The sequence below is a fragment of the Streptomyces sp. NPDC031426 genome (assembly GCF_055581585.1).
Genome location: NZ_JBVIJE010000025.1, coordinates 1 through 26,961, shown reverse-complemented (window position 1 = coordinate 26,961; position 26,961 = coordinate 1). Strand labels below are relative to the sequence as shown.

The 26,961-nt window shown below is 67.8% G+C and carries 28 protein-coding genes and 5 pseudogenes; 15 read left to right on the top strand and 18 right to left on the bottom strand.

All coding sequences use genetic code 11. The annotated features are described in order from the left end of the window. Positions 1–115: 115 nt before the first annotated feature. Positions 116–550 (bottom strand): hypothetical protein, encoded by a 435-nt coding sequence (locus tag ACZ5NH_RS35055; protein WP_388633952.1) that lies wholly within the window; start codon positions 548–550, stop codon positions 116–118. A 587-nt stretch (positions 551–1,137) separates the two neighbouring features. Between ACZ5NH_RS35055 and ACZ5NH_RS35050 the strand changes: the two genes are divergently transcribed. Further along, positions 1,138–1,515, top strand: a complete 378-nt coding sequence (locus tag ACZ5NH_RS35050; protein ID WP_030825962.1) for a hypothetical protein — start codon at positions 1,138–1,140, stop codon at positions 1,513–1,515. A 72-nt stretch (positions 1,516–1,587) separates the two neighbouring features. Here the strand turns inward: ACZ5NH_RS35050 and ACZ5NH_RS35045 are convergent. After that, positions 1,588–2,198 (bottom strand): annotated as a pseudogene (locus tag ACZ5NH_RS35045) (transposase); the annotation flags it as partial. A gap of 415 nt (positions 2,199–2,613) precedes the next feature. Here ACZ5NH_RS35045 and ACZ5NH_RS35040 point away from each other — a divergent pair. After that, positions 2,614–4,071, top strand: a complete 1,458-nt coding sequence (locus ACZ5NH_RS35040; RefSeq protein ID WP_468781094.1) for a nucleobase:cation symporter-2 family protein — start codon at positions 2,614–2,616, stop codon at positions 4,069–4,071. 270 nt (positions 4,072–4,341) lie between these two features. Continuing rightward, complete coding sequence (locus ACZ5NH_RS35035) at positions 4,342–4,485, top strand: hypothetical protein (protein ID WP_468781092.1); 144 nt, start codon at positions 4,342–4,344, stop codon at positions 4,483–4,485. 308 nt (positions 4,486–4,793) lie between these two features. On the opposite strand, the gene ACZ5NH_RS35030 is transcribed toward ACZ5NH_RS35035, so the two are convergent. Beyond that, a complete protein-coding gene (locus tag ACZ5NH_RS35030; protein ID WP_468781090.1) occupies positions 4,794–5,132 on the bottom strand; it encodes a DUF1801 domain-containing protein in 339 nt (112 codons plus the stop codon). Positions 5,133–5,308: 176 nt separating this feature from the next. Here ACZ5NH_RS35030 and ACZ5NH_RS35025 point away from each other — a divergent pair, with 176 nt between their 5' ends. The 5 genes from ACZ5NH_RS35025 to ACZ5NH_RS35005 all read left to right on the top strand — a co-directional run bounded on the left by ACZ5NH_RS35025 (position 5,309) and on the right by ACZ5NH_RS35005 (position 8,532). Further along, positions 5,309–5,758 (top strand): response regulator transcription factor, encoded by a 450-nt coding sequence (locus ACZ5NH_RS35025; protein WP_468781088.1) that lies wholly within the window; start codon positions 5,309–5,311, stop codon positions 5,756–5,758. A 6-nt stretch (positions 5,759–5,764) separates the two neighbouring features. Further along, positions 5,765–5,962 carry a helix-turn-helix domain-containing protein gene (locus ACZ5NH_RS35020; RefSeq protein WP_468781211.1) on the top strand — a complete coding sequence of 66 codons (198 nt, stop codon included), beginning with the start codon at positions 5,765–5,767 and terminating at the stop codon, positions 5,960–5,962. Next, positions 5,953–6,657 carry a COG4705 family protein gene (locus ACZ5NH_RS35015; RefSeq protein WP_468781086.1) on the top strand — a complete coding sequence of 235 codons (705 nt, stop codon included), beginning with the start codon at positions 5,953–5,955 and terminating at the stop codon, positions 6,655–6,657. The genes ACZ5NH_RS35020 and ACZ5NH_RS35015 overlap by 10 nt, the downstream gene beginning before the upstream one ends. 29 nt (positions 6,658–6,686) lie before the next feature. Continuing rightward, complete coding sequence (locus ACZ5NH_RS35010) at positions 6,687–7,610, top strand: helix-turn-helix transcriptional regulator (RefSeq protein ID WP_468781084.1); 924 nt, start codon at positions 6,687–6,689, stop codon at positions 7,608–7,610. Between the two features lie 220 nt (positions 7,611–7,830). Continuing rightward, a complete protein-coding gene (locus tag ACZ5NH_RS35005) occupies positions 7,831–8,532 on the top strand; it encodes a class I SAM-dependent methyltransferase (RefSeq protein WP_468781082.1) in 702 nt (233 codons plus the stop codon). Positions 8,533–8,699: 167 nt separating this feature from the next. Here the strand turns inward: ACZ5NH_RS35005 and ACZ5NH_RS35000 are convergent. After that, positions 8,700–8,954 (bottom strand): annotated as a pseudogene (locus tag ACZ5NH_RS35000) (Tn3 family transposase); the annotation flags it as partial. Positions 8,955–9,088: 134 nt separating this feature from the next. On the opposite strand from ACZ5NH_RS35000, the gene ACZ5NH_RS34995 reads away from it, so the two are divergent. Then, complete coding sequence (locus ACZ5NH_RS34995) at positions 9,089–9,451, top strand: transposase (protein WP_468781080.1); 363 nt, start codon at positions 9,089–9,091, stop codon at positions 9,449–9,451. Between the two features lie 48 nt (positions 9,452–9,499). Here the strand turns inward: ACZ5NH_RS34995 and phoU are convergent, their stop codons facing one another. The 3 genes and pseudogenes from phoU to ACZ5NH_RS34980 all read right to left on the bottom strand — a co-directional run bounded on the left by phoU (position 9,500) and on the right by ACZ5NH_RS34980 (position 12,155). Further along, on the bottom strand, positions 9,500–10,174 hold the full coding sequence (gene phoU / locus ACZ5NH_RS34990; protein ID WP_468781078.1) for a phosphate signaling complex protein PhoU: 675 nt from the start codon (positions 10,172–10,174) through the stop codon (positions 9,500–9,502). Positions 10,175–10,273: 99 nt separating this feature from the next. Next, positions 10,274–10,758 (bottom strand): annotated as a pseudogene (locus ACZ5NH_RS34985) (DUF6328 family protein). 258 nt (positions 10,759–11,016) lie between these two features. After that, a pseudogene (locus tag ACZ5NH_RS34980) lies at positions 11,017–12,155 on the bottom strand (PP2C family protein-serine/threonine phosphatase). Positions 12,156–12,480: 325 nt separating this feature from the next. Here ACZ5NH_RS34980 and ACZ5NH_RS34975 point away from each other — a divergent pair. Together ACZ5NH_RS34975 and ACZ5NH_RS34970 are read left to right on the top strand one after the other, a co-directional pair. Then, positions 12,481–12,606: a hypothetical protein gene (locus ACZ5NH_RS34975; protein WP_468781076.1), complete on the top strand. Its 126-nt coding sequence runs from the start codon at positions 12,481–12,483 to the stop codon at positions 12,604–12,606. Next, positions 12,573–13,004: a GNAT family N-acetyltransferase gene (locus ACZ5NH_RS34970; RefSeq protein WP_468781074.1), complete on the top strand. Its 432-nt coding sequence runs from the start codon at positions 12,573–12,575 to the stop codon at positions 13,002–13,004. The genes ACZ5NH_RS34975 and ACZ5NH_RS34970 overlap by 34 nt, the downstream gene beginning before the upstream one ends. 66 nt (positions 13,005–13,070) lie before the next feature. Here the strand turns inward: ACZ5NH_RS34970 and ACZ5NH_RS34965 are convergent, their stop codons facing one another. Next, the gene (locus ACZ5NH_RS34965) at positions 13,071–13,532 is read right to left on the bottom strand and encodes a DUF6417 family protein (protein WP_468781072.1); all 462 of its coding nucleotides are present in this window, start codon (positions 13,530–13,532) and stop codon (positions 13,071–13,073) included. A gap of 406 nt (positions 13,533–13,938) precedes the next feature. Here ACZ5NH_RS34965 and ACZ5NH_RS34960 point away from each other — a divergent pair, with 406 nt between their 5' ends. Beyond that, complete coding sequence (locus ACZ5NH_RS34960) at positions 13,939–14,196, top strand: hypothetical protein (protein WP_468781070.1); 258 nt, start codon at positions 13,939–13,941, stop codon at positions 14,194–14,196. Between the two features lie 242 nt (positions 14,197–14,438). Here ACZ5NH_RS34960 and ACZ5NH_RS34955 read toward each other — a convergent pair whose 3' ends face one another. Beyond that, complete coding sequence (locus ACZ5NH_RS34955; RefSeq protein WP_468781068.1) at positions 14,439–14,642, bottom strand: hypothetical protein; 204 nt, start codon at positions 14,640–14,642, stop codon at positions 14,439–14,441. Beyond that, entirely contained in the window at positions 14,639–14,857 is a 219-nt protein-coding gene (locus ACZ5NH_RS34950) for a LexA family protein (RefSeq protein WP_468781066.1), read from the bottom strand. The genes ACZ5NH_RS34955 and ACZ5NH_RS34950 overlap by 4 nt, the downstream gene beginning before the upstream one ends. Before the next feature lie 278 nt (positions 14,858–15,135). Here ACZ5NH_RS34950 and ACZ5NH_RS34945 point away from each other — a divergent pair, with 278 nt between their 5' ends. Then, entirely contained in the window at positions 15,136–15,288 is a 153-nt protein-coding gene (locus ACZ5NH_RS34945) for a DUF6233 domain-containing protein (RefSeq protein ID WP_468781064.1), read from the top strand. A gap of 11 nt (positions 15,289–15,299) precedes the next feature. Here ACZ5NH_RS34945 and ku read toward each other — a convergent pair whose 3' ends face one another. After that, positions 15,300–16,223, bottom strand: a complete 924-nt coding sequence (gene ku / locus ACZ5NH_RS34940; RefSeq protein ID WP_468781063.1) for a non-homologous end joining protein Ku — start codon at positions 16,221–16,223, stop codon at positions 15,300–15,302. 95 nt (positions 16,224–16,318) lie between these two features. On the opposite strand from ku, the gene ACZ5NH_RS34935 reads away from it, so the two are divergent. Then, a complete protein-coding gene (locus ACZ5NH_RS34935) occupies positions 16,319–16,540 on the top strand; it encodes a hypothetical protein (RefSeq protein ID WP_468781061.1) in 222 nt (73 codons plus the stop codon). Between the two features lie 235 nt (positions 16,541–16,775). Here the strand turns inward: ACZ5NH_RS34935 and ACZ5NH_RS34930 are convergent, their stop codons facing one another. The 7 genes and pseudogenes from ACZ5NH_RS34930 to ACZ5NH_RS34900 form a co-directional block, all read right to left on the bottom strand. Continuing rightward, entirely contained in the window at positions 16,776–19,004 is a 2,229-nt protein-coding gene (locus ACZ5NH_RS34930; RefSeq protein WP_468781059.1) for a Hint domain-containing protein, read from the bottom strand. A 149-nt stretch (positions 19,005–19,153) separates the two neighbouring features. Then, positions 19,154–21,550, bottom strand: coding sequence for a phage tail family protein (locus tag ACZ5NH_RS34925; protein WP_468781056.1), 2,397 nt, complete (start codon positions 21,548–21,550; stop codon positions 19,154–19,156). Between the two features lie 210 nt (positions 21,551–21,760). Next, positions 21,761–22,615, bottom strand: a pseudogene (locus ACZ5NH_RS34920) (RNA polymerase sigma factor); the annotation flags it as partial. 409 nt (positions 22,616–23,024) lie between these two features. Then, entirely contained in the window at positions 23,025–23,315 is a 291-nt protein-coding gene (locus tag ACZ5NH_RS34915) for a hypothetical protein (RefSeq protein ID WP_468781054.1), read from the bottom strand. Further along, complete coding sequence (locus tag ACZ5NH_RS34910) at positions 23,288–24,091, bottom strand: IS630 family transposase (protein ID WP_468781209.1); 804 nt, start codon at positions 24,089–24,091, stop codon at positions 23,288–23,290. The genes ACZ5NH_RS34915 and ACZ5NH_RS34910 overlap by 28 nt, the downstream gene beginning before the upstream one ends. Before the next feature lie 239 nt (positions 24,092–24,330). Beyond that, entirely contained in the window at positions 24,331–25,248 is a 918-nt protein-coding gene (locus ACZ5NH_RS34905) for an RNA polymerase sigma-70 factor (protein WP_468781052.1), read from the bottom strand. Then, positions 25,245–26,438, bottom strand: a complete 1,194-nt coding sequence (locus ACZ5NH_RS34900; protein WP_468781050.1) for an NAD(P)/FAD-dependent oxidoreductase — start codon at positions 26,436–26,438, stop codon at positions 25,245–25,247. Before ACZ5NH_RS34900 ends, ACZ5NH_RS34905 begins: the two co-directional genes overlap by 4 nt. A 167-nt stretch (positions 26,439–26,605) precedes the next feature. Between ACZ5NH_RS34900 and ACZ5NH_RS34895 the strand changes: the two genes are divergently transcribed. Then, the gene (locus ACZ5NH_RS34895; RefSeq protein ID WP_468781048.1) at positions 26,606–26,743 is read left to right on the top strand and encodes a hypothetical protein; all 138 of its coding nucleotides are present in this window, start codon (positions 26,606–26,608) and stop codon (positions 26,741–26,743) included. Positions 26,744–26,961: the final 218 nt, after the last annotated feature.

Sequence of the window (26,961 nt, the reverse complement as noted above, 5' to 3'; positions counted from 1 at the left end):
CAACGACGACAGAAGCCCACGGCATCTGAGCAGTTCAGAGCCGTGGGCTTCGTCAGTCCCGCTGGTCGGCGGGACCCGTGATCAGTAGACCGGCTATTGAGATCGCGTGGAAGGCTCAGACGTGTGACTGTTCGTCGGTGGCCGAGTGACGGCCTCCGTACGAGGTGACCAACGCGTCGGCGACGGCCGCCGCGTCTGCGTCGGCTATGTCCGCCGGGTACTCCGGCAGAAGGTCGTCCCAGACGGGCAGCCACGATCCATACAGCTGGGCCTGCCCCTCGGGTCGGGCGAAGAACCAGATGTGCAGGTGTGCAGCTCCGTCACCGATCCGGTAGACGTGAGCTCGGGAGATATGCGGTAGTGCCTGCACTTGGCGGACGATGTGAGTGGTGAGCACCCCGAGTTCGGCGGCCATTTCGTCGGACAGTTCCGCCATGTCGTAGTGATCGCGGGAGTACAGCATGAGCACCAGAGGCACACCGACGCCCTTGACCCGGGTCAGTCGCCAGCGTTCGTTGAACCAGATGCCTTCGTCTCGGGCGCGGCACACGTCACAGTTCGACGGGTCCTCGCCGTGTCGTTCTGGCTCGGGCAGAACGGGTGGTCGCAGCGGTGCGACGCGAAGTCCATCAGGCTCGAACGGGCTTATGTCCCAGCTGGTCATCCGTGCCAGCGGAAGCCGAAGCTCACCATCCGCGGCCGCACGTGCATGGTCGTAGAACTCATCAGGTCGCAAAGCCATGATCGGAGACTAATTCGTTGGTAACAGCCCTAGAGACGGCAGGGTGCCGTTCCCGGGGTGTTCGAGTAGTGAGGGCCGTCACGCCTTCTCGGAGGTGGGCTCGCGAAGCCTCTGGTTAGACCGTGCGGCCGGCCCTCACGCTCGCGGTGGCAACGGTCGCGTGGACGCCAGGCGGATGTCTATTGCTGCCCCGGCCTTGAGGCCTTTGGTTAGAGCGGCGGCGCCCGGCGTCTTCGCGGCCGCCGCCACGAGCGGTGCTTTCGCCCGTCGGCGCCGGACGGACACCTTGTACTGCCCCGGCGGAAGATGCCTAGTGCTGTGACCGGGATGGTTCACCGTTATCGGAAGGCGGCTCGCGGGACGAGCGCACGCGCAACGGCTGGTATTACTGGGGCATGCAGGAAGAGATTGCACGCTCCGCGATCGACACGTTCATCTCCGCGTTCAACGCCTCGGACGACAGCTATGTGACTGCTCTGCTCTCCCAGGCTCTGACCTCAGACGTGGTCTTCTGGGGGCCGTTGGGTCGCAGCGAAGGAATCGCGGCGGTCGAGCGGTTCGTGCTGGACATCCGGCGCCACCCGGCGGGGACCGGCACGATGGTGCGCTGCTCGGCGGTGGACATGCCTGACGAGTGGGCCCGGTACCAGTGGGTCTTCACCACGCCGGATGGAGGTCCCCGCCTGGCGGGAACGGACGTCGTCCATCTGCGGCGGAGCCTCATCGACCAGGTCATCGTCTTTGCGGGGGAGATCGAACCGTCCGCCTCCTGATTCATCCTTCTGTCACTGTCCTTCTCCTGAACTTGCCCCCTTCGGCGCTCGGGGGCTGCGGTTCGCGGTTGGTCAGGCTGCGGTGTTGAGGGGGCGTCCGCCCCAGCGGATGCCCTTCTCGCTGCGGACGCGGGCGCGTTCCTTGCGTTGGGCGGCAAGTACGTCGGGGTGGCGGGCGTTGGTATTGCGCCAGCGCAGGTAGCGGTGCAGTGCCTGGGTTTGCGCGGGGTGGCTGCGGTGGTGGGAGTTGGCCAGGGTGAACTGCCGCAGCGGGCCGAAGTGGGCCTCGATCGGGTTGGCCCAGGAAGCGTAGGTCGGGGTGAAGCACAGCTCGACCTTGTTCTTCTTCGCCCAGCGGCGGATGTCCGCGCCGGTGTGGGCGGAGAGGTTGTCCAGGATGATGTAGATCGGGGCGCCGTCGGGTCGGGCGGCGCGGATCGACTTGAGGCGGCCAGGGTGTTGGCGGTGCCCTTGCGACGTCGGTTGACGCCCCACAGGCGGTCGTCGCCCACGGAGTAGCAGCCGTGGAAGTAGGTGACGCCGTGAGTGCGGCGGTAGGTCGCCGGCAGCCGGTTTGGCTTGCCCTGTTTCACCCAGCAGGAGCCCGCGGTGGGCCGGATCCCCAACGGCCCGAACTCGTCGGAGGCGAAGACCCGGTCCGGGAAGCGGTCCAGCACCTGCTCGCGGCTGCTGGTGCGGCTAGACACGGTGCTGAGCTGACACCGCGATCTCGTCGACCGCCGACACGCTGCCGGTGGGTGAGCGGATGGCCACCGCGCCTGCGCAAGTCGGTCCGTGGGCAACCGAGTTGCTGGATTCCGCTGAACCGATTCCCTGTTCACGACTGATTCACCCGCTCCCCTCCGTTGTCGGAACCCACAAGCAGATGTGACGCCAAAGTCAACATTTTGTGTAAACCGCCAATGTTCACGGGGCGGCTCATGGCGTTTGATCTCGGTCACACGACGAGACTCCTGCTGCCGTCACCAGCGAGGCTTCGACGACGTGACGCACTGAAACTGGGGCCGCCATCAGAGCGTGACCAGGGATAACCAGATCTCCTCTCACTTACCTACCTCATTGAAGGGCAAGGCAGAGATGGCACGTGTCGCCGCCCGACTTCCCGCTCCCGCAGAGCAGACCACGCACCCGGTCAACGAGGTGCTTCCCATTCCCAAGCTGGCGCTCTACGGCTTCCAGCATGTGCTGGCCTTCTACGCCGGCGCGGTGATCGTTCCGATCATCGTGGGAGGGGCTCTGAAGCTCGGCACGGGACAGCTGGTCTACCTGATCAACGCAGACCTCTTCACCTGCGGTATCGCGTCCATCATCCAGGCCTTCGGCATCGGCCGCATCGGTTCGCGGCTGCCGCTGATCCAAGGCGTCACCTTCACCGCCGTATCGCCGATGATCGCTATCGGTCTCGGGGCCGGGGGCGGTACGGCAGCGCTGCTGGCGATCTACGGAGCCGTCATCACCGCGGGTCTGGCGACCTTCGCGTTCGCATGGCTGCCTGCCGAGGCGTTCCGTACGGCCATGCGGCTCTTCCCGCCGGTCGTGACCGGCACGGTGATCACCGTCCTCGGCATCGTGCTGATCCCCGTGGGCCTCAACGACGCGGCCGGCGGACTCGGCAGCCCGGACTTCGGTGAGCCCAAGAACTTCGCCTACGCCGGCGGCACGGTGCTCTTCATCCTCCTGCTGATGAAGTTCGGCCGACAGTTCCTCTCCAGCATCGCCATCCTGCTCGGCCTGTTCGGTGGCACCGTCGTCGCCCTCCTCCTCGGGGACGCGCACTTCGCGGAGGTGGGCAACGCCGACTGGATCGGCATCACGACGCCGTTCCACTTCGGGGCACCGAAGTTCCAGTGGTTCCCGATCCTCCTGATGCTCGTCGTCATGCTGATCACCATGGTCGAAACGACCGGTGACACGTATGCGATCGGCGACATCGTCGGCAAGGACGTCGACAGCGAGACGGTGGCCAGGGCCCTGCGCGCCGACGGCATCGCCACGGCTCTCGGTGGCGTCCTCAACTCCTTCCCGTACACGGCGTTCGCCGAGAACGTCGGCCTGGTGCGGATGACGAAGGTCAAGAGCCGTTTCGTCGTGGTTGCAGCGGGCGTGTTCATGATCATCCTGGGTCTTCTGCCGAAGGCCGCCGCAGTCGTCGCTTCTGTCCCGCGCGCCGTGCTCGGTGGCGCGGCCACCGTGATGTTCGCGATGGTGGCCCTGGCCGGTATCCAGTCCCTCGCCAAGGTCGACCTCAAGGAGGAGAAGAACGCGCTGGTCGTTGGCGTGTCCCTAGCCTTCGCGCTGGTGCCCGCCACCGTCCCGGTGCTCTTCACGAAGCACATGAACGCCGACCTGTCCTCGCTACTCAACAGCGGTGTCACGCTCGGCGCCACGGCCGCGATCGTGCTCAACCTGATCCTCAACGGCATGGCCAAGGACCAGGCGCCCAAGACTGCGGAGCCCTCAGCGGTCGCTCATCGTGAGTCGAACGACCAGAACAAGACGAACACGGACGAAGCAGCCCCGGCGCCGACCGCCTGAACCGTCCGACCGTCAGGAACCTCCCAAGGGGTGACCCCGGCCGGGCCGATGCCCGGCCGGGGTCACAGCCCTCCACCGATACCCGGAGCATCGGCGGCTGGTACGACCTGATCCATCTCCCCGACCGCGTGCCCTGCCTGATGGTCGGCGATGTCATGGGCCACGGTCTCGAAGCCGGGGGCTAACCGGCAGCTGTCAAGGTGATCATGGCGTCGGTCGTGGACGCCACTGCCGGCTGCGCTTCACACAGGAGATCGAAATCCTGAAACGGTGTGGGGAACCCGCATCGAGCAGCTTCTCGACGCGGACCCCGAGGCGGAGCAGACCTGGCTGGCCACCGAATACGTGGAGGGCCCGGACCTCGGTGGCTGTGACGATCGGGGTGACCGCAATGTGGTCGAGACGGTCCCGTAGGACTAGGAGGAGCACCTGTGGGAGTGCGTCCTTGGCCTTGGAAGTGGCGCTCTGTACCCAATGGTGAATGCCGGCCCCTCGGATACCACAGTGGAGGGCAGAGGAGCACTCGGCGCCGTGGGCGCCGCAGATCGGACGGCTGGAGGGCTCATGGAGCAAGTCCCCGTCCGTGAGCTGGTCCGAGTCCTGCGGCGCCCGAGTGCACTGATCGCCGGGCTTGCGCTGAGCCTGGCGATCCCGTTGCTGGTCATCCCGCTCGTCGCGGTCCTGCCTCCTGGCTGTGCCTGCGCGCAGGGCCGGGTCCCCGGTCAGGGCTTCAGCGCGGCACGGATGAGAGCGCGCAGTTCATCGTCGGTGACGACCGCCATGTCCGTGGACCGCAGCCGAATGGTGGCCTTTCCGCTGATGAGCGTGGGATGGCGGGAGCTGAAGCCACCATCGCGGTCCGTTCCCCACCCGTAGATCGAGACGCCGTGCTGCCAGACACCGATGTGCAGCCTGCGCTTTTCGACCCGGTAGGTGGGCATTCCGTAGGACAGCGCCACGCTCGCCTGCGGGAATTCCTCCAGGATCAGCCCGCTCACCCGGTCGAAGAGCGAACGATGACCTGGCGCAATGGAGTCGACGTACTCCTGCACAGAGTCCATGCGACCCATTGTGGTCCTCCCGCGAACCCCCGCTGCTGCGGGCTCGACCCCTCGCGCCCGACCGTCGCGGCTTCAGGGCAGGGCAGGGCCGTGCGGCACCAGCGGCCTGCTCCCGAACGTCAGGCGGCTGAACAGGGAAGATAGAGAACTGGGACGGGAGTATCTAGGGTCAGCACGTGGCTTTCATCATGGTGTGTGAAGACGACGCGGCGGTCCGCGGCGTCCTCAAGCGCGCCCTGGAGCACGACGGCCACACCGTCTCCGTCGCCGCCACGGCCGACAGCCTGCTGCGGCAGCTCGCACCGGCGCCCCATCTGGTCGTCCTGGATCTCGGGCTCCCGGACGCCGACGGCCGCGACGTCTGCCTCGCCCTGCGGGCTCGCGGCGTCGACGCGCCGGTGTTGATGCTCACCGCCTTGGACGGCCTGCATCACAAGGCGGGCGGCTTCGAGGCCGGCGCCGACGACTACATGACCAAACCCTTCGACATCCCGGAACTGCTGGTCCGCGTCCGAGCGCTGCTGCGCCGGGCCACCGTGGCGCCCGCACCGCGCGAGGTCGTCCTCGATCCGGCGAAGCACGTGGTGACCTACGATTCGGTGAGCATGAGCCTGACCCCGACCTAGTTCCGGCTGCTGGGCCGCCTGATCGCCTCGCAGGGCGACGCGGTACGCCGCCACGCCCTCATCGCTGCCGGCTGGCCGCACGGAGCGCAGGTCAGCGACAACACCCTGGACTCCTTCGTGCGCCGGCTGCGGGCCAAGCTCGCCCCGCTGGGTGTGGCCGAGCGTCTGGCGACCGTCCGCGGCGTGGGCTACCGATGGCAGTGACGGGATTCCGTAAGCGGGTCGTCGCGCTGACCGTGGTCGTTGTCAGCGTCACGGGCACCCTGTACACCGACATCCTGACCGACCAGCTGAACGTGCCGCTGTGGATCAGTTCCGCGGTCTTCTCGGTGCTGCTCGCGGTGGTCTTCGGCGTGTGGTGGGCGCGTGAGCGCACGCTGTCGATCCACTCGGTCACGACGCTGCCGCGTGAGTCGTTCTACTGGCTCGCCGTTCTCGTCACCTTCGCGCTCGGCACCGCGCCCGGCGACTGGACTCTGGAGCTGACCGGCTGGAGCCCGGTCGTCTCCGTGTTGCTGCCGCTCGGCCTCATCGCGGCGATCACGCTGTTGTGGAAGTTCGGCGCGAGCCCGGTGCTGTCCTTCTGGCTCGCCTACATCCTGACCCGCCCGCTGGGCGCGAACATCGGCGACTGGCTCGCCTCCCCCAAGGTCGCCCAGAACCCGGGCGACCCGACCGGTCTCGCGCTGGGCACGTTCACCACCAGCCTGATCTTCCTCGGCCTGATCCTGGCGACGGTGGTCTACCTGACGGTGACGCGCTCGGACGTGACCGAGACCCACGAGGCGACCCACGCCGCACCGGCCACCAGCAACCCGCGCAAGGAGCACACCGCGCTGGCCGGCTTCGGACTGCTGGCCGTCGCCACCGCGGGCCTGCTGGTGAGGCCCTCGGGCTGACAGCCGCCGCAGCAGCGGTGTACCAGGCGATGCTCGACCACCCCGCCGACGGAGTGGATCAGCTCACGCAACGCTGCAACCTGAGCCCCGGGCAAGTCCACGACTGCCTGGACGAACTCGGGCAGTTGATGCTGGTCCGCGCCTCCAGCGAGCACCCCGGCCAGATGCGCGCTGTCAGCCCAGAGGTCGGCCTCGCCGACGTGCTCGCGCGTCAAGAGGCCGAGCTTGCTGTCCGCCAGGCCCAGGTGGCTGCCTCCCGAGCCGCCGTCACCCGCATGGTCACCGAACGCGCCGAACACCGCGCCACTCACGGCGAACGCCTTCTCGGCATGGATGCCATCCAGACACGTCTCGAACAACTTGCCCATGCCATGACCCGCGAATGCCTGGGAGTCCACCCCGGCGCCAGCCACCGCCCCGAAGACCTCGCCGCAGCCAGAGCTGCCGACGAAGGGCCCCTGGCCCGCGGGATCACCATGAAGACTCTTTACCAGGACAGCACCCGCAACGATCCCCACACCACCACCCATGCGCACTGGCTCCTCAACCAGGGCAGCGAGGTCCGCACCGCCCCCGTCCTCCCCCAGCGCCTAGTCATCTTCGACCGAGCCCACGCCATCGTCCCCATCGACCCTGCCAACACCCGCAAAGGCGCCCTCCACGTCACCGAACCGGGCATCGTCACCGCCCTCATCGACCTGTTCGAACAGACTTGGAACACCGCCGTCCCCCTCGGAGCCCTCCGCCGCGACGACCCGCAGACCGGCCTGACCGACACCGAGCGCGAACTCCTGCGCCTCCTCGGCAACGGCCTCACCGACGACGCCGCAGGACAGCGGCTGGGAATCTCCAGCCGCACCGTTGGCCGCCACATGGCCTCCATCATGGAACGCCTCGGCGCCACCAGCCGTTTCGAAGCCGGCATCAAAGCCGCGCAACGAGGCTGGCTCTGACACCCACGCCGTGATCGCGCTCCCCCCAGGCAGCGCCGTTCAGGTACACCCGACTTGCGACCATCTCTGCCCGTGCGGGAACGGTGTCCATCACGGCACCGAGCGTCGGCTCGGCGGGTGCCGACCCTCGCCGAAAAGGCGCTCGAAAGGCTCTTCGCAAGATCCACCTCCGCGCCTACGGTGAGGCTTGAGTCGCTGTCGCAGCGAAAGGGATGCCGGGGTGACGAACACAGGTGAACGTGCGGCGCAGGTTCGCGAGGTGCGCCGACGACTCGTGCAGGACGGTCCGCCGCGCACGCGGGATCAGGAGGGAGACTTCGAGACCGTCACGGTACCCGAGCAGCACTGCGACCAGCTGCGCGACCTTCTGATCGCCGAGGAAGCCGAGACGGTCGTCGAGGTCGGTCTCGCCTACGCCAGTTCCGCGCTCGCGATTGGCGAGGCGCTGGCAACCATCGATCGTCCCAACCCCCGGCACATCATCATCGACCCGTTCCAGGAGCGCGAGTTCTCGAACGCCGGCTGGGACCTGCTGTGCTCGGCGGGGCTTGAGACGATCGCCACGCTCATAGCCGCGCCTTCCTCTCTCGCGCTCCCTCAACTGCTGACCGAGGGCTTCGTCGCGGACGCTGCCTTCGTAGACGGCAGCCACCGGTTCCATGAAGTCTTCGTCGACCTGTACTTCCTGCGCAAAGTCGTCCGTCCCGGTGGGCTGGTCGTCATCGACGACGACTGGTGGCCGTCGGTGCACACCGCCGTGCAGTACTACGAGAAGAACCTGGGATGGGCGGTGATCCCCGACGCATTCCCCGGTGAGACGGTCGGCGTCGGGCCGAAGGGCAACCACGGGGCCCGGTGCAAGGCCTATCGCTTGCCCGATGCTCCGTTTGAGCCCTCCTTCGAGGACTTCCGCGCGTTCTGAGCCGTGACCTCAACTGACTGGTTCGAGAGCCCCGACGATCTGTACGCCGAAAACGTTGATGCCCAAGAGGAAGACGAGGACGGGGACGACGATCCGCAGTGGACGGCTCGGGCCGAGACCGCGCTGCGGCGTGGGTGAGTGAGCTTGCCGGTCCCGGCCTCACCCGGTCAGACCGCGGTCCCGAAGCCCTCGGCGCGCAGGTCCTGGTCGCAGAGCTGGGTGAAGTCGACGTCGAGTTTCGGGTCGTACGCCTCGGGCTGGATGCCGAGTTCGTGGGTGGAGTACTCGCCGAACCGTTTAGTGTGCTCGGTCAGGTACGGCGAGATGCGGGCCAGGTCGTCCGGGTCGATCTCCCAGCCCTCCTCAAGGAGATGGCGGACGATCTCCGCGATGTCCAGGGCGTTATGGAAGATCACCGCTTCTCCGCGAAGTCTGCGACCTCGGTTACACCGGTGGCCGCCATGTCGTCAGCCGTTACGTCGCCCAGCTCCGTGATGGCACCGCCGTGCCCGCGACCGCGGTGGTCCCCGCACCCCGCACGATCACATCCTGGATCATGCGTCCCCGGGAATCGCTGAGCCAGGCGGAGAGCGCAGCCCTCGACCAAGCGCGGCTCGCCTGCCGGGACATCGCCGCAGCCTGCGACTTCGCCAGAGTCTTCGCCGACCTGAGCCGCCACCTCCGCGGCCACCTGCTCATGGAATGGATCAAGCAGGCAGAACGAGACGCTCCCACCTCGATCCGAGGCTTCGCTGGCTACCTCCGCCAGGACCTCGACGCCGTCACGGCCGGCCTCACCCTTCCGTACAGCTCGGGAGCGGTCGAAGGGCACGTCAACCGGATCAAGACGCTCAAGCGCCAGATGTACGGACGGGCATCGTTCTCGCTGATCAGAGCCCCCATCCTCATCCAGCCGTAGGCACCACGCAATCGCGGTGAGAGCCTCACAGGTAGCCGCAGGGTGCGGTCAGGCGGTCTCGGGCGGGTCGGTGGGCAGGTCTTCCGCATGCTCGCCGGTGACGAGGTAGACGACGCGTTGGGCCACGGCCACGGCATGGTCGGCGAAACGTTCGTAGTAGCGGCCGACGAGCGTGGCGTCCACGGCCGTCTCGACGCCGTGGTGCCAACGGTCGTCCATGAGGTGCTGGAAGATCGTGCGGTGCAGTTCGTCCATGCGGTCGTCGTCCTTCTCCAGCTGGAGTGCCGCATCAACGTCATGGGTGATGAGCGCCTCGGCGGCCTGCGCCATGAGGCGCTGCGCGAGCTGGCCCATCACCAGGATCGTACGGCGCAGGTCGCGTGGAACCGCCCGCTCGGGGTAGCGCAGCCGGGCCAGCTTGGCCACATGCTGGGCCAGGTCTCCCGACCGTTCCAGGTCGGCGCTCATCCGCAGTGAGGTGACCACGATCCGCAGGTCGGTTGCGACCGGCTGCTGCCTGGCCAGCAGGGCGATCGCCCGGTCTTCCAGGTCACGCTGGAGGTCGTCGACCTGCGCGTCCGCTGCGATCACGTCCTCGGCCACCTTCAGGTCAGCGTCGAGGAGAGCGGTGGTGGCCCGGCCGATAGCGGAGCCGACCAGGTGTGCCATCTCCACCAGGCCCTCGCTGATCGCGTCCAGCTCCTCGTGATAAGCCTCTCGCATCGCGTCCTCACCATCCGGTTATGTCCGTCAGCCTCCACCCTCTGTCAGGTTTGCACACCTCGCGGCGCAGGCAGCGGCCACGCGGAGTTCCTGGCTGGATCACATACGTCGGGCGGTCCAGGGCAGCAGGAACCACAGGCCGGCGAAGATCGCTGTGGTCACGGTCGTGATCAAGGTGGCTGCCGCACCGCCCAGGACTACGTCCATCAGCAGGAGAACGGCGCCGTTGAGCGCCGCCAGCACCAGAAGGGCCAGGCCGATCTGCGCGTGCCGGGCAGACAGGGCCACGATGCGAGGCTTCACCCCGCGGTGGAACAGGCCGCGGTGCAAGGCGACGGGGGTGGCAAGGACCGCGGACGTGACAACGGTCAGCAGCAGCTGATCACATAGGTGTCGCGCTGGAAGGCATCGAGTTGCGGGAAACGGCTGGTGAACGCCGGCCCCAGGAGGAAGGCGAAGAGGATCTGCACGCCGGTCTGGACGACGCGCAGTTCCTGAAGGAGCTCGGCAAGGTTGCGGTCGGCCCGCTCCTCGGGCGTTTCGTGGCGGGGCGTCTGCGGCTGCTGTCCTGACTCTTTCGACATGGCCTTCACTGTCCGCTCGGCTTCAGGGTCACACCACAACCGGCGGAGTATGTGTCGGGCCCGGGTACTGCCTGCGCCGCTTCTCGGAACATGTCCCCGGCCTGCATGGCAGCCGTCGCGCGGCCGTCCTTCCTGCCTACGGGCTCTTTGCCCAGGGAGTGTGAAACGCCCACGGCCCGCTGCCGGGGGGCAGCGCGCCGTTTGCGCGCGTCGCACAAACGGCCGCCCGGATGTCCCGCCTCAGATGGCATGTGCAGTTCAGGAGCTTGCGCCGAACCTGCTCGTGTGGGTGACGCGCCCGTGATGGCGGTGTCGGTCGATGTCGGGCTCGCGGCGGAGCGCGACGAGAGCCGCGTCGTCGTCAAGGCGTCCACGGGTGTAGGCGAGCAGGTCGCGCCGGATGTGGTGCAACAGCGATTCCGGGCCGGTCTCCCTCCACTGGGCGGCCCGTGTCTCGAAGGGGTAGAAGTCTCCGTCGGCGTCGCGAGCTTCGATGACGCCATCGGTATAGAGCAGGAGCGTGTCACCGGGCTCGAAGGCGAGTACATCGATCTTGTATTCCTCCGTCCCCAGCTTGCCGATCCCCAGCGGTGGCGCGGGGTGCAGGCTGGGCACGGTGAGGGAACTGTTGGGGCTGAGCACCAGGGGCGGGGGTGCCCGCAGCTGACGATCCGGGTGATGGGGTCGTCGTCGGGGAGTTCCAGCAGCAAGGCGGTGGCGAAGCGTTCGCCGGCCTCCTCGGCCGGCTCGAAGTCGGCCAGGTAGCGGGTGACGCTCTGTTCCAGGGAAGCGGCCAGATCGGGCAGGGAGGTGTGCTGGTGGGCGGCTTCGCGGAAGGCTCCGAGCAGGAGGGCGGCCTCGCCGATGGCGGACAGCCCCTTGCCGCGCACATCGCCGATCATGATGCGCACACCACCGATGATGCGGGTGGCCGCGTAGAGGTCACCGCCGATCTGCGCCTCGTCCTCGGCGGCCAGGTACAGACAGGCGATCCGCAGGGGACCGATCCGCTCAGGCAGCGGCCACAGCAGGACGTGCTGCGCGGCCTCCGCGACCGACCGCACCTGGGCCAGCTGGCGTCGGGACCGCTCACGCACCACGCAAAAAAACACGATCATCGCTGACAGCACTGCCAGAGCGAGGATCTGTACCAGCACGTTACGCGAGGTCAACACGCCGAAGTGCCAGCCGATGTACGACTGCGCCGCCACGGCCAGGAACCCGATCAGCCCGGTCAGCCATGGGCCGGCGAACGAGGCCGTGATCGCAGGAGCGATGACCAGCAGCGGACCCAGATGGATGTCCGCCGGGACCAACTGGTCCACCACTGTGATCACCACGATGAGCACGATCGGGATCACCAGCAGCGCATGACTCGACTGCCACACCTGCCGCACACCAGCCAAGCCATGCCCGGCCTCCACACCCTCCAGATTGCCACCACCCAAGGCAGCTGACGAACGACGACTGGGATAGGAGCAGCGGCGGCAACGACATGCCTGTGATGCAAGTGCATGTTGTTCCGCTCAAGTCTTCGGTGTCACGAACTCCCTGATCAGATGCTCCAGCCCCGTCTGCGTAACGGCCATCGCCACGCATGGCAAGCACACCTCCGTCAGAGGTCGTAGTCATCACGAAAACGCGGTCAGACCCACCTCCGGGGCTCAGCAGCCTGCCGCATAACAGCTAGGCCCACGGCAGCCCGACGGGCATCATGGCGAGATGCCCGAGCTGATCGATCCGAGAACCGACCTGCGGACGTCATTCCTGGCGGCGGTGGCCGAGTTCCGCACGGATCGCGACTACCCAACTCCGTGGTTCTCAACGACGTTGACCTACCGGCCCTGACCGACACCGCGGCCTTCACCACCTACGTGAAACGCGTGCTGAGTGAACGGGACGAAGCAGCCGGGCGAGCCGATTGGTTCGTGCCGATGACCACGCTGTGGTGGGCCGAGAGCGACCAGATGCTCGGCAGACTGGCCGCCCGCCACCGGCTCACGCCGGCACTGGAGAAGGCGGGCGGCCACATCGGCTACGACGTGCGACCCAGCGCCCGCCGACAAGGACACGCGACGGCGATGCTCGCCGCAGCATTGCCCATCGCTCGTTCGCTCGGCGTCACACAGGCCCTCCTGCCTGTCGACGAGACGAACAGCGCCTCCCGGCGCGTGATCGAAACGAACGGAGGCCGGTTCATCGACACAGTTGGCGAGAAACGCCGCTACTGGGTGCCGACATCCTGAGACACCCGGCTTCGGGACCACTGCTGATCGCAACCTGCCCAGGCCGCGAGGCCACCACCTGGGGAATTACGTGACCGCAGGGGGAATTACATGATCGTCCACATGGGCGACGGCTGTGGGGGTCAGCAGCCGGGTCAGCCGCAGACTGCTCGTCGACCGGTCCGGGCGGAAGACGACGCCGTACTCGCGAGCGAACCTGTTCGCCTCCGCGCCAGAACCGCTCGTCGAGCGCGGGTAGAAGGCGTAGGCCACCGACTCGATCTGCGCCGCGTCCAGGCGCAGCGACCAGCGGTTGCCCCAGTCGGTCGAAATACGCTGTGCGCACTCGTTCTGCCAGGCCCTCGGCCGGGCGGTACGCGCAGCAGTGCTCCGATACGTACGTACACGCGCAGCGCGTCCATCTCCGACGGGCGTAGCTCGACCAGCGTCTCGCCATCCGCGGGATCGTCGTGTGGCGGGACGAGGGCTGGGCTGGCGTCGGTGTAGGTCAACACGTCGTGGCCGGAGGGCGAGAGCCGCGCCGCCCACAGGATGGGCCGGCCCTCGTATGCGGACAGCTCCGCGCGCGTCTCCCGGTCAGCCATTTCCGCCAGCCCCTGCCCTACCGCGCTCTCCACTGCCTGCTGGTGGTGCGGCTCCAGGTCTCCTGAGAGCAGCCAGCCCCACCGGGCTTCCCGTTCCCGGTCGCGCAGAGCCCGCAGCGCCTCGAACCAGGCCTTCCTGCCCCGCATGGTCCACCTCACCCTTGGGTTGCTGACGGCGGCGAGCCAACGGAGGAGCCGGACCCTGGTGAGCACGCGGGAACCCCGGAAAGATCACCGGCTCGTGCACCGCTCGCCGACTGGGTTCATGCGCCAGGCCGGCGGTTACGGAGCTCTACCCGCTCGAACGGCAGGTCTGATCGTCCGCGGGCTGCACCCGCCGCTCAGGATCCGTGGCAGAGGTCCCCGATAAGTTGATCACGCTGGAACGATCCGCCGAGGAAGAGCGGGCGAAGCTCGCGGGCCTGGCGGGTGAGGAGTACGACGTCCAGTGGGTGCGCTGGCGTGAGGTGGTCGAGGCCGCGCAGGCTGCCATCACCGCGCACGCCGAGGCGTCCGGGGAGAATAGCTACGAGCTGGAACAGGCCGTAAAGAAGGCGGTCCGCCATGCAATGGAGGATCCAGCCGACCGCCGCCCGACCGCCTGCTGATGCGTACGCCGGGCAGACTGCCTGCTGCACATCACCGGCGTCGAGCGGGCCGCTGACCCTACCCGCCACGGAAGGCCATGTCACAGCGGTGGCTTGAGACACCGGAGGCCCGGAAGGACCAGATGCGGGAGTGGTGGAGTAAGGCGGATGACTGGAATCTCCCGCCCGCCGACGGGCCCGACCCCACCGAACACCGCTGACCGACAAGACGCCGGCCCCGCCCGCCGCGCGCGAGGGGCGGGCTACCGCCGGTCGGGCCACGCGTCCAGGACGACGCTGCTGTCCTCGTCGGACAAGGTGACGCGGGCTGCGGGCATGGCGTCCCCGTACAGGCCGACCCAGTCGCGGAACTTGTCGCGGGCGACGTCCTCGTTCCACCACCAGCCGTGCTGCACCGACTGCCCGGCGGTGGCCAGCAGCAGGTGGTAGCGGCCCGGACTGGTCATGCGAGCCGGATCCCTCTCGCCCGGCCCGGCTCCCGGACGATCGCCTGCTTCGTCTCCAGCTCGACCAGCTGGTAGTGGACGCTGGACCGGCTGCGCATGCCGACCGTGTCCCCGATCTCCCGCACCGTCGGTGCCTCGCCATGGTCGGCGATCGCCTGCCGGATGCAGCGCAGGATGCGTTCCTGGGTGTCGGTGAGGTGCTCTACACGGTGCATACTGAGGATTAGAGCGCGCGTTCGATTTCTGGGGAAGGCGAAACACGCCGGCACTGCGCGGAGGAACACCCACGTGCACGACGATTCCCCGCTGACCCGTCTCGACCTGTTGCGGTTCGTCCGCCGCGTCGTCGAGCAGCAGACCGCGCGGCAGCTGGCCCTGATCGACCGCTGGATTGCCGATGAGGAACTCCGGGAGCACGAGCGGCGGCAGGGCGAGGAGCGCCGGCCGCCGCAGCCGGACTGGCTGATCCAGTACGGGCTCAACCGCCAGAAGCGTGGATGCCGTGCACACCGGCGGCTGCTGGCCAGCGGCCAAGAGCGGGCGGTGCCGCCCGGCGACCCGGCAGCAGGCGCTCGACGCGCTGCAACGGCAGGTACCGGCATGCGTCCACTGCCGGCCGGGCACCGCCCTGGGCATCCTGGACTAGCGTCAGCGCGGTCAGGCGCTGCACTGGCGGCGGCCCGTCGCCTTCTTGGCGGCTGCCTTCTTCGCCGCGGTCTTCTTGGCCGGCTGCTCCTTCGCGGCCGCCATCTTCTTCGGCTTCGGCAGTTCGTGCACCTGAGCCGGGCCCGCGCCAGCGGTGCGGGAGGCCTTGACCTTCTGCACCGACTCGTTCAGCGCAGCCATCAGATCCAGGACTGGGGTCGGCTGCTTCGGCTCGGGCACTTCGGGAAGCGGCTTCTCCTCGCGCTTGGCCACGATGATCTGAGCGATCGCCTCGGTGTAGCGGTCGGTGAACACCTCGCCCTCCAGCGCGTCGAGGGTCATGGTGTCCATGAGGGCGAGCGCGCCGTCGATCTCGTTCTCTGACACCTCGGTCGGTGACGGGAGCAGCTCGGTGGGGTCGCGGATCTCGTCGGGCCACAGCAATTCCTGCAGGACCAGGGCCTCTCCACGGACCCGGAGCATGCCCAGCCTTTCTCGGCCGCTCCACGCGTACTTCGCGATGGCCACCCTGCTGGTGCGGCGCAGCGCTTCGACGAGGAGCTTGTACGGCTTCGCGGCGACCTGTCCGCCGGTGGCGAGGTAGTACCCGGCGCCCATGCGGATCGGGTCGATGTCCTCCAGCGGGACGAAGGCGTCGATCTCGATCGCCTTCGCCGTCGGCAGCGGAAGATTGCTCAGTTCCTCATCGGTGATCGGGATGACCCGGTCACGGGTCAGCTCGTAGCCCTTGCCGATCTCGGACTGGTCGACCTCGCGATCCTCCAGCTCACACACCTTGCGGTAGCGGACACGCCCCATGTCCTCGAGGTGGTACTGGTGGAAGTGGATGCTGTGATCTTCGGTCGCACTCTGTACGTTGATCGGAACGGTGACCAATCCGAAAGAAATAGCGCCTGACCATATGGTGCGGGGCATCGGTAGACCTCCGTGATGGCCCGGAGCACCACCAGACTACGAACGACTCTGGCATCCCGCATGCGCGCTCCCGGCCCGCGCCGCACGCTGAAAAGGTGACCGAGACACCGCGGGTCGTCGTCTACCCGCCGGCCGAGGATGGCGGCAGGCGGGTCCGCGTCGGCAGCCACTTCATGGGCATGGCGTACACGCTGCTCGACATCGTCGAGTTCCTACGCCAGGCCGGATCCGAAGACGTCGAGCCCGAAGACGTGGCGAGCGCGGCCTGGGTGGAGTGGCGGGAAGCCGGGCCCGACGTTTGGGCACCGCCCGGCTAGGGCCACCCTATGTCTCTCGTAGCGCCGCGTGGCCAGCGGCTGGCGCGGCGGCCCCGCCCGGCGCGCAACACCGGCAAGCACGGCCCGATCCCCGGCCTCGTCCGCGCCGCCCGGTCCAGGTGTATTGACCGGCGGCGTTGTGTGCACGGCCGACCAGGAGTCGGCCTCCGAGTGCCGGCCGGCTCCACGGCAGGCACGAGTCGCCCACGGCCGGTCGCGGTCATCGAAGGCAGGGTCAGTACTGCGGTGACCGCTCGGAGTTGCGGTGGATCTCCCGCAACCCCGACAGGGTGGGTTCGACCATGGCGACGCCGAGGGCGTTGGCGTATGCCTCGATCGCGTCCTCGGTCCACAGGCCGCTGTTACCGAGCTCCTGGGAGGCGGCATCCTGACCCAGCCGTCGGGTGTCGAAGCGGATGGCGCCCACCACCGTCCCGGACGAGTCGCGCAGCTGCGCCGACCGGAACGTGTGTGCGGCATCACCCAGCGAGTCGGGCACGTGTGCGAACAAGGTCGGTACGGTGGCGCCGTCCATGCTGACGGCGAAAGACAGGTCGTCGGGCCTGTCCGCACCAGTCACGTCCAGGTGGACGAGCTGGTCGAAGTAGTGGTGGAAGCGGGTGTTGCCCCGGCCGCGCCGGTCCCACATGCGGATGCTTTTGGCCGCGTTCCGTCCCGTTGCCGTGACGGCCAGCTCGATCGTGGCATCGGCACGGACGGGATTGCCGGGTGTCAGGGCGATGTCGAATACCGTGAGCGCGAGCGTCTCACCCCCGAGCAGCATGCAGGTCCGCCAGCCGAGCGCGACGACCGACGCCAGCCACTGGCCGCTCGACGCCAGCAGCCCGTCGAACAGGCTTGCCATCACCGCAGCGGTCTCCGGCGTGGTGTCGGCGAGACCGCGGTAGAGACGGTCGATGCGCTCGTCGAGCGAGTCGGGGGGCTCCGGGGCACCGAAGGAGGACGTCGTGGCGAGTGCCTGCATCAGGGCGCCATGAAAGATGCCGGGGCCGAACCGGCTGACTCCGTCGTTGATCCATGACGGCCATCCCGACTTGTCCGGCCCACCGGACGCGACCAGTCCCTCCATGAGGGCGACCACCGTCGTAGCCGCCGCACCCGCTTCGTCGAGAATCGGGTACTCGGGTGACACCAGAAAGAATCTCTCGCCGTCGCCCGCCCAGAATTCCTGCCGTGCCCCGGATCGGGTGGCCAGTCGCAGGTCGTACAGATGGGTGTCCTCAGGGGGCTCGGGCACGGGCTCCACCCCGGACACCGTCACGGTGACCGGATCCTGTCTCGGGCCCGGGCCGCGGCACAGCAGCAGACTTCCGGTCTCCAGGATGCCGATGCCGTCCTCACTGAGCGTCGGGACCTGCCATGCGAGGGCTTCCGGCTCCACCGCCAACACTTTCGGGAGAAAGCCGAGGGGTTTCGCCGGCGCCGCGTTCAGAAACGGGTGGGTGGTGGTGAACACGGGGCTGCCGCCGCCCGTCAGCCGGTAGAGCGGCCGACCGGAGCGCAGGGGCCGGGCAGCGTACGCCACTGTGGAGACGCCGTCCCGGGTCAGTACGGTGTCTCCGCGCTTCACGTCCCGCAATGGGACGGCGCGGCCGGCTTCGTTCAGCACCTGGGTGTCGCCGGTGAAGCAGGAGCCTCCCGGCGGTCGGCGGTAGCGCGTACCTGGCTGGCTGTTCGCGGTGAACTCGTAGCAATTGCCGTTGGGCATCGAGGCGGACATGCCGTTGCCCGCCGGGATGTACGTCGTCTGGGCGATCGGGCCCGCGCACTCGTTCCGGATGTCGGCGAGATCGACGTTCGGCTTGTCCCGCAGCTCTTCCGCATACGTGCGCCAGCCCTGCCGGTTGACCGTGGCGGGAATCGGCAGCCCCGCGGCCGCGAGCTCATCGATCAATGTGTCCACCTCGGCGTCCGACGCGCCCAGGGCGATGTACTTGGCGTACTGGTTGAACATCTCCCAGTCCGGGCTGGTCCACATACCCGCCTGGTACCACAGCTGCCGGTTGAGCACGTTGCTCAGCAACGAGTCGTGAAACTGCTGCTTGGCGGTGTCGGGGTTCACCTGTTGCAGCAGGGTGGTGAGGGGGGTGTACGCGGCCGCCAGGACCTTCGCATACGCGCGCGAGGATCGTGCGCGCAAGTCGGCGTTGAAGGACGCGACATCGCCGTTGATCTTGTCGGTCAGCATCTGGCCGCGGATGTCGCTGCCCAACTCCGCGATGGCCTGGCACAGTACCGCCACCGAAAAATCAATCCACCATGCCGCACTCAGGCCCGTGTCGGCCACGAGCGACAGCAGCGAATCGGGCTGCCAATTGGGGAAGAACACACTACGGAACGCCGGGCCGGTACCGAACATCTGCGAGTAGTTCCCGGGCAAAGCGCTCTGCGTCTTGTTGACGTAGAGGCTGTGCAGACGCCGACCGGCACTGTAGTCAGGCATCAGGTTGACTATGGATTCGATGACCGGGTCAACGGCTCCCGACAGTGTGACGGCCGGAGGTGATACAGCGATGAACATCAGGCGGCTCTCCCTGCGCTTCGTGCCCGACAGCGGGGTCGAGCCGACCGGAGCCGGCTCGACCAGTACGCTCAGCCCGCCGTGGCGAAGCCCCTGGCCACCATGGGACCGTCCACGAACTCTGTGATCGGATCCGGCGCCGGCTGCGGCGGATCGATCAGGTTCCAGATGAACTGGACCAGCGTAATGATGATGCCGACGACGGCCAGTGCCAGACCGGCAGGCCCTGCCCAGGCGAAGCTCATCAGCTCGAACCCGATCAGAGCGACAGTCATCAGACCGATGAAGGCGTTCAGCGCTTCGAACACGATGTTCCGTACGTCGCCCGACTTGATGGCGTCGTACAGCATGAACGCCGACAGCACCAGGCCACAGACGGCCATGGCGGGGCCGATGCGCCGGGCCATGAACTCCGCCGAGTTCTCGCCGAAGATGGCCACGAAGGCCTTGCCGACCGGGCCTTCGGGCACGACCTTTCCACCCTCCTTGAACCAGGAGGCGAGGTCACCCGCGAAGGTGCGGAACGCACCACCGTGACCGCCCAGGGAGAAGTTCTCCAGAAAACGGCCCACGCCCAGGGACATCATCTTCTCGATGCCCTTCACGAGGATCGCCAGGGCGAGGACGCCCAGGTTGACTTCCGTCGTGATCTGTTTGGGCGTCTGCGGGTTCTTGCTGTCCTGGGCGATCGTGTAGATGAGGTAGCCCGCCGTTGCGCCGTAGAACATCATGCTCAGCAGGCCGCCGACCTTTCCCTTGGTCGTCAGGTCACTCCACGCTTCGTACTGAGCTCCCTGGAGCTGCTGGCCGATGAGGGCCTGTGCCTGCGGGTCCTGCGCGAGCTGCTGCAGCGGCTTGTCCAGCTGGTAGGCGCTCATGGCCGCAGCGATGCCGTCCACCAGGAGGGCGATCTGGTCGGCGGTGGTGACCAGGGTACTCATGAGCTCCTGGTTCTCCTTGGCAGCCTGCTGCTGGACCTCGTCCATGATCGTCGGGTCGACCTTGCCCGCGATGGCGTTCTCGATCAGCGCCTGGAGATACGGTTTGAGGTCGTCCGACCACCGGGACTTCGAGTAGGTCACCCCGAGCAGCGCCGCGTAGGCGATGGTCATGAAGCGTTGGCCATAGTCCTTGTCCGGCGCGAGCACCTGGAGCTTGACGTACCACTCGTACATGCGGGACTTGACGTTGTCGAACTGCTTGCTCGCAACCTGGATCTGCCAGGTGAGCAGATTGGCGTCGTCAGACAGCCAGTTGAAGTAGTCCAAGGCCCATTTCTCGGGGTCGTCCTGCAGATACGCCTGCATCTGCGGGACTCCGTCGCGATAGCCCTCGATGTACAGGGCGTTGCTCGCCTCCTGGTACGCAGGGCCGACCGTCTGGCTCTTGCCCATGTCCTGCCAGACGGTCTGCATGGTCTGGGGCTGGATCCTCTTGATCAGATCCCGGTACTGCGGGTTGGTGCCCAGGTTGTCGTAGAGCATCTGCCCCGTTCCGAGGACGGCATAGTCCTTGAAGTACTGCGTGGAGTTCGCGAACACCTGCTGTACACCGGGAGGCAGATAGTACGCGTGGCCGTAGATACCATCGACCCACTTCTGGTCCAGGGCGTTGACCAGGCACTTGTTGAAGTAGCCGCCGCAGGTGGTCTGGGCGAAGTCGACCGTGAACTGTTTGCCCTTGTCATCGGTGACGACCTGGATCGACGAGATGTTGTCCAGGTCCTGCAATGACATCGTGGTCGAGGGCGTGCCTTCGGCAAAGGCAGACGGGCGGCTCTCGTGAGCGGCGCGGAACACGGCGGCGCGGGGCTCGGGCAGCTCCGGCGCCGTGGCGCCGCGCCAGTCGTAGTCGTTGCCGTCGTCATCGGTCAGGGTGCCGGTGAACGTCTGGGACCCCGAGACCAGGACGATGTTGAACGCGTTCTGGCGGAAGGGCGGCTGGAACTGCGCGACCATCTCCAGCCACGTTTCACCCTTGGCACGATCGACCTTGGTCACGCGCGTGCGATCGCTGACGTTGTCGGAACCGAGCAGGTAGGTGATCTTGAGCTCGCCGCTCACCCATTCGGACTTGATGGTGAAGTCCTCCCAAGGGAGGAACGGTGCCGCCGGGTCGGCCTTGAGGTGTCGCTGTGTGTGGTACACCTGCTCCAACGCCGTACCACGCAAGGCCTGAGGCTTCCCGCCGCCCGTGGACATCGTGCCGACGAACGCGTTCCCGCACTCCGTCAGGTTGAGCCGCGCCTGGAACGTGGGATCGCCGACTTTGCCCCGCATCAGCAGCGCGTGGTTGGGGCCGTGGTAATCCACTGTGTGGATGTGGTTCCCGTCATGGGTGATCATGTCCCGCATCACGGCGAGTCGGCCGTGGGGCACCCACTCCTCACCGTCGTACACCTCGGTGTCGTAGATGCGGCCATGAGCGACGCGGCAGTCACTCAGGTCGTAGGTTATGGGGCGACTCAAGGGCATGGCTGACCGCCTTAGTGGTCGTCGGCAGCGCAGGAGCGCGCGGATCGTACCGGCGCAAGCGCAGCCTCAGCCCACGAGAGGACCGTGCACGACGCACTTCGCCAACACGTACTTGCTTTCAGCTTTGGGCGATAGCAGCCGGCCGGGCAAAAGGTAGGCGCCCACTCGGGTGAACACCTGGAGTCGGTACTTCGACAAGACCACTCAGCGACACTCCGCCGAGCGCCCTTCCAGCAGTTCCCGCTCCCGTTCGTTGCGGGTGAGCGAGGCAGCGCGCTCGAACTCGTCGCGGGCCTCGGCCGTGCGTCCCCCCGCGGGCCAGCAGGTCGCCGCAGACGCTCGGCAGCAAGTGGTCGTCGCGCAGGGCGGGTTCGAGGGCGAGGCGGCCGACGATCTCCAGGGCCGGACCGGGGCCCTGGGCCATCGAGACGGCGACCGCGCGGTTCAGCTCGACGACGGACGACGGCGACCGAGCGGCCAGCAGGCCGTAGAGGGTCGCGATACGCGCCCAGTCCGTCTCCTCGTACGTGTGCGCGTGCGCGTGACAGCCGGCGATCGCGGCCTGGAGGGCGTACGGCCCCGGGGCCCCGGGGGGACCGCGTCGGCGCGGCCGAGGGCGGCGACGCCGCGGACGATGAGCATGCGGTTCCAGCGGGCCCGGTTCTGGTCCTTGAGGAGAATGGGCTCACCCGAAGGGCCGGTGCGGGCCCCCGTGCGGGAGGCCGGGAACTCCAGCAGTGAGGCCAGCGCGTGCACTTCGGGCTCCTTGGGCATCAACTCGGCGAGCACGCGCGCCAGCCGCAGGGCGTCCTCGCAGTGGCCGGGGCGCATCAGGTCGTCGTCGATGTCGTCCGGGTCGGCCGGCCCGTCCAGGTAGTGCGGGCAGGCCGTCGCGAGGTCCCGTCCGACCTCCGCCAGCTTGCGCGCGTACCGCTCCCGGCAGCGTACGAGATCGATCGCGCGATGCTTGGCGGTGGCCGTCAGCCAGGCGCCGGGGTTGTCGGGGACGCCGTCCCGCGGCCACTGCTCCAGGGCGGCGACCAGCGCCTCCTGCGTCAGCACGCCTCCGGAGGCGCCCCCTCGGCGGTACCGCTGTGGCAATCGGTGGCCGTCCCGCTTGAGCTGTGGCCGTCGGCTCCGGTCTACCATTCACCGGCCGCAGTTGATGTTCGCGGGGCGATAAGCCGACTGATGAGTGAGGCGGGTGACGGCCTCGGGTTTCTGGTGCAGAACTTCGCCGAAGCGCTGTGCGATTTGGCAGGAGTACCTGCCGTGCCGCTGACCCTGCGGGCGGCCCAGGCCGCACTGCCAGTTGCCGCGGAGGTGCTGGCGGACCCGCACTTCGTCTCGCTCTTCGACGGTGGGGATGGGCAGCCAACCGTCGCAGCGACCTGGACATGGGGGTTGAGGAACATCCGCGCCAGATCGTGCGCTAAGTGGTCGGCTCCGGAAGTCCTTCGAGGGTTGATCACGCTGTCAGCGCCACGGAGGATTCTTCTGGGTGATTGGCGGTATGCCGGTCGAGCCTGGCCAGCAGATCGTCCAGTTCGGAGGTGGTGAACTTCCACTGGAACGGCTGTGCCGTGGCGTTGTAGCGGTCTTCGAAGGCTCGGAGCCGGTCCCCGACCTGGGCAAGGTCGGTGAAGTCGTTGGGCGCCACGACTTTGCGTTGCACGACGGAGAAGAAGATCTCCACCTGGTTCAACCAGGAGGCATGCACCGGAGTGTGGATCAGCACGGCGTTCGGGAACGCGGCCACAAAGCGGCCGCTGCGGCCTTGCCGCGGTGGGAGGAGCCGTTGTCGACGATCCAAAACACGCGCTTCGCGCTCGCGTAGGGCTCCTGGCTCATCACTTGGGCGACCAGGGCCATGAATGGGCCTATACCGGTAGTCGGCTCGCAGTGGCCGAACACTGTGGCCTGGTGGACGTCGTAGGCGGCCAGGTAGGCCAGCGCGCCGCCGCGCCCGTAGGTGTGATTGAGCCGCATCGCTCTCGCCTGGCCTGGTGCCAGGGTGGGATGGCAGCGGCAGCGGGCCTGGATGGAGGTCTTCTCGTCCGCGCTGATCACGTAGTCGTCCGCACCGAGCGGGGTGCCGTCCCAGGTGCGGGCATACAGGTCCAGCACGCGCTCGGCCTTGGGCCGGAAGTCCGGGTCGGTGATGAAGATCCACGAGTGGTGCTGCCAGGGCTTGAGCGCGTCCTGGTCGAGCCAGCGGCGCACGGTGGACGCCGACAGGAAGGGCGCGATGCCACGCTCGACGGCCTCGCGGGCCAGCTCCGGGCACGACCACCGCGACAGCGGCGCGCCGGCCTCGGCCGGAAGCTGGCAGGCCAGCGCCTTAACCTGCGCAGCTTGCAGCGCGGTGAAATTGGCGGGCCGCCCCGGGCGCTTGCGGTCGGCCAGGCCTGGCAGGCCCAGGTAGGCGAACCGGCCCCGCCACGTGCGCACGGTGTCCACGTGTACTCCCATCTCAACGGCGATCCGCGCGTTGGACCTGCCCCGAGCCGCCCAGAGCACGATCTGCGCCCGCACCCTGGCCCGGTACTCGGTCTTATGGCCCCAGGCCGCCTTCTTCAACCGGTGCCGCTCGGCGGAGGTCAGGGCTATCGGGCGCGCGGCAGCAACAGGCAAGGCAGGCAAGCCGATCTGCAGAAGTGGATCAGGACGGCCGCGGCCTGCCGCATCCGGTTTCGCCTGTGGCCGGGTCGGCTGGGGCAGCGGGCCCGGGCGCTCACGGGGATTCCGGAGGGCGTTGACAACGATCAGGCGGCTCAGGAGAGTTCGTGCCGAGTGCCGTCGGCGACTGCGTGGAGCTTGTCGGGATTGGCCACGTTGTGGATGGTCGATATACGGCCTTCCGGATCGAAGTCGAAGGTCAGCGTGGCGACCACGCCGTCCGGGCCGCAAAAGACCACGCCCGGGCCGCCGTTGATCCAGGTGAGCTCTGCCCGCATCTGCCCGGGCTCGATGCCCTGGTAGGTCGCGGTGCCGAGCGCGGCGAACCAACGGGCCACGGTCTGCAGGCCGACGACCGGCTTGAGGGCCTGGCGGACCTTGCCGCCGCCATCGGTCCACAGCGTCACGTCCGGGGAGAGCAGCTCCATGAGGGTGTTGATGTCACCGCCCGCCGTCGCCGCGAAGAAGCGCTCGGTGACGTCGCGTTGGCGGGCGCGGTCCGCGGTGAAACGGGGCCGGCGGGCCTGGACGTGCTCGCGGGCACGGTGCGCGGCCTGCCGGACCGCCGCCTCCGAGCGTTCCACCGCCTCCGCGATCTCCGCATAGCTGAAAGCGAAGACCTCCTTCAGCACGAAGACCGCGCGCTCCAGGGGACTGAGCGTCTCCAGCACAACCAGCAGGGCCATGGAGACCGAGTCCGCCATGGCAACGCCGTCAGCGGTGTCCGGGCCGGTGAGGATCGGCTCGGGGAGCCATGGCCCGACGTAGGTCTCGCGTTGGTGGCGGGTCGAACGAAGCCGCTCCATCGCCAGGTTGGAGACGATCCGGGTCAGGTAGGCCTTGGGGTCGGCGACCTGGGAACGGTCGGCCGCCGACCACTTGAGCCAGGCGTCCTGGACCGCGTCCTCGGCGTCGGCGGCGGTGCCGAGGATGCGGTAGGCGACGGAGAAGAGAAGGGTGCGGTACTGCTGGAAGGCAAGCTGGTCGGGGCCCGCCTGCTGCGGCTGGGTCACTTGGCGCTCCGAATCCGGGTGTAGCGGCCGCCGCGCGGCCAGAACGCGCCCGAGGCAGGCATCTTCTTCATGCGGACGAAGGTCGGCCATGGCGCGGCGGTGACCGTCTCCTTGTACTTTGCGGCTCGCTTGCCGGTCAGCACGATCCGGCGCGGGCTGTCGTCGGGGTGGGTGAACTGCACGACGGCGTCGTTCCGGCCCAGGCTGACAGGTGTGTGGTAGTAGCCGAAACGGAAGGGCTTGGGCTGCTTGCCGGCCAGCACCCGCAGGATCGAGAGGGCCGCGTGCACGCCGGTGGGCATACCGCCCTGACAGGTCCCGTGCATCACGCCGTAGCCCTGACGGATCGCCGCCGCATCGCCCACGGCGTATACGTCCGGGTGGGACACCGAGCGCAGCGCGCTGTCGGTGACCACACGGCCGCGCTCATCGACGGTCAGGCCCGCGGCGGCGGCCAGCGGCGAGACGCGGGTGCCGCTGGTCCACAGCACCGCGCCCGCCGGGATGCTGGAGCCGTCCGCGAGCTCGACACTGTCCGGCAGCACCTTGGCCACCTCGACGTCGCTGCGCACCCGCACGCCGAGCCGGGCGAGCGCCGCGTCCAGGTAGGCCTTGGCCTTCGGGTGCATGCTTGCGCCCGGCCCCTGTCGGCCCAGCAGCACCACCTGGAGCTCCGGGTGCCGCTCGGCGATCTCCGCGGCGGCCTCGACGCCGGTGAGGCCGCTGCCGCCGACCACGACGGTCCCACCGTCGAGCCGGGTCAGCCGGTCGGCGAGGAAGGCTGCGTCCTCCGGGCTGTTGAGGGTGTAGGCGTGGTCGTCCACGCCGGGGACGGCGACGGTGTCCGCGATGCTGCCCAGGCCGTAGACCAGGGTGTCGTAGCACAGGACCCGGGCATCGTCGATCCGGACGGTCTTCGCCTCGGCGTCCACGGCGGTGACCCAGCCGCGGACGAAGCCGGCGCCAGTGCCGTCCAGCAGCTCCGGGATGTTCATATCGCCCGTCCCCTGACCGGTGGCGGTCATGTGCAGTCGGAGCCGCTCGGTGAAGGTGTCGCAGGGGTTGACCAGCGTCACTCGCAGGTTCCCGCGTTTCCTGGTGCGGGCCGCGAGCTGGATCGCGGCGGAAAGCCCGGCGTAGCCGGCGCCCAGGACCAGGACCTCATGCTGCTGCGCTGCTGTCGCGTTCATCGCTCTGCTGTCTCTTTCGCGTCGGTCGTTCCCGCTGTGCGGACGACCACCAGACGCAAGCTGCCTTTCCGTTCGTGACATGGGGCAGATGTGACCCGCGCCACATCGAGAGGAGAGAGCGTGCGCGACATCAGCACTCCGAGCACCGCGACGCGCTGCATTCAATCATGATCGGCTGGCTTCCATGGGAACTGACGGAACAACAGGAGCAACAGGTCAGCGGCAAGGCCTGGTGCTTTGCCGCCCGCGAGTACGACCGCCTCCACGCCACCCCCGATCAGCGGAACAACACTCTCACCCTGTGATCGCGAGCTTCACTCGAAACGAACCGCCCCCAAATCACCGATCACCATCACCTCGACACCTGAGCGGTGCCCACGACCGACTCCGGAGTCAACCCTCGAAGGACTTCTGTAGCCGACCACTAAGGGCTTGCAGATCTTTAACTCATCTTTTTGACCTTGGTCTGGGTGCAGTCGGGAGCGAGGAACGTCGCGACGTCGCCTGGTGTGCGGAGGCGGGC

What these genes read in the sequence shown, in the direction of transcription:
- ACZ5NH_RS35015 (WP_468781086.1), top strand. Translation starts at nt 5,953, where the DNA reads ATGGCAGTGACGGGATTCCGTAAGCGGGTCGTCGCGCTGACCGTGGTC.
- ACZ5NH_RS34975 (WP_468781076.1), top strand. Translation starts at nt 12,481, where the DNA reads ATGCCCGAGCTGATCGATCCGAGAACCGACCTGCGGACGTCATTCCTG.
- ACZ5NH_RS34895 (WP_468781048.1), top strand. Translation starts at nt 26,606, where the DNA reads ATGATCGGCTGGCTTCCATGGGAACTGACGGAACAACAGGAGCAACAG.
- ACZ5NH_RS34955 (WP_468781068.1), bottom strand. Translation starts at nt 14,642, where the DNA reads ATGACCAGTCCGGGCCGCTACCACCTGCTGCTGGCCACCGCCGGGCAG.
- ku (WP_468781063.1), bottom strand. Translation starts at nt 16,223, where the DNA reads ATGCCCCGCACCATATGGTCAGGCGCTATTTCTTTCGGATTGGTCACC.
- ACZ5NH_RS34995 (WP_468781080.1), top strand. Translation starts at nt 9,089, where the DNA reads ATGCGTCCCCGGGAATCGCTGAGCCAGGCGGAGAGCGCAGCCCTCGAC.
- ACZ5NH_RS34950 (WP_468781066.1), bottom strand. Translation starts at nt 14,857, where the DNA reads ATGCACCGTGTAGAGCACCTCACCGACACCCAGGAACGCATCCTGCGC.
- ACZ5NH_RS35040 (WP_468781094.1), top strand. Translation starts at nt 2,614, where the DNA reads ATGGCACGTGTCGCCGCCCGACTTCCCGCTCCCGCAGAGCAGACCACG.
- ACZ5NH_RS35010 (WP_468781084.1), top strand. Translation starts at nt 6,687, where the DNA reads ATGCTCGACCACCCCGCCGACGGAGTGGATCAGCTCACGCAACGCTGC.
- ACZ5NH_RS34900 (WP_468781050.1), bottom strand. Translation starts at nt 26,438, where the DNA reads ATGAACGCGACAGCAGCGCAGCAGCATGAGGTCCTGGTCCTGGGCGCC.
- ACZ5NH_RS35050 (WP_030825962.1), top strand. Translation starts at nt 1,138, where the DNA reads ATGCAGGAAGAGATTGCACGCTCCGCGATCGACACGTTCATCTCCGCG.
- phoU (WP_468781078.1), bottom strand. Translation starts at nt 10,174, where the DNA reads ATGCGAGAGGCTTATCACGAGGAGCTGGACGCGATCAGCGAGGGCCTG.
- ACZ5NH_RS34930 (WP_468781059.1), bottom strand. Translation starts at nt 19,004, where the DNA reads ATGCCTGACTACAGTGCCGGTCGGCGTCTGCACAGCCTCTACGTCAAC.
- ACZ5NH_RS35030 (WP_468781090.1), bottom strand. Translation starts at nt 5,132, where the DNA reads ATGGACTCTGTGCAGGAGTACGTCGACTCCATTGCGCCAGGTCATCGT.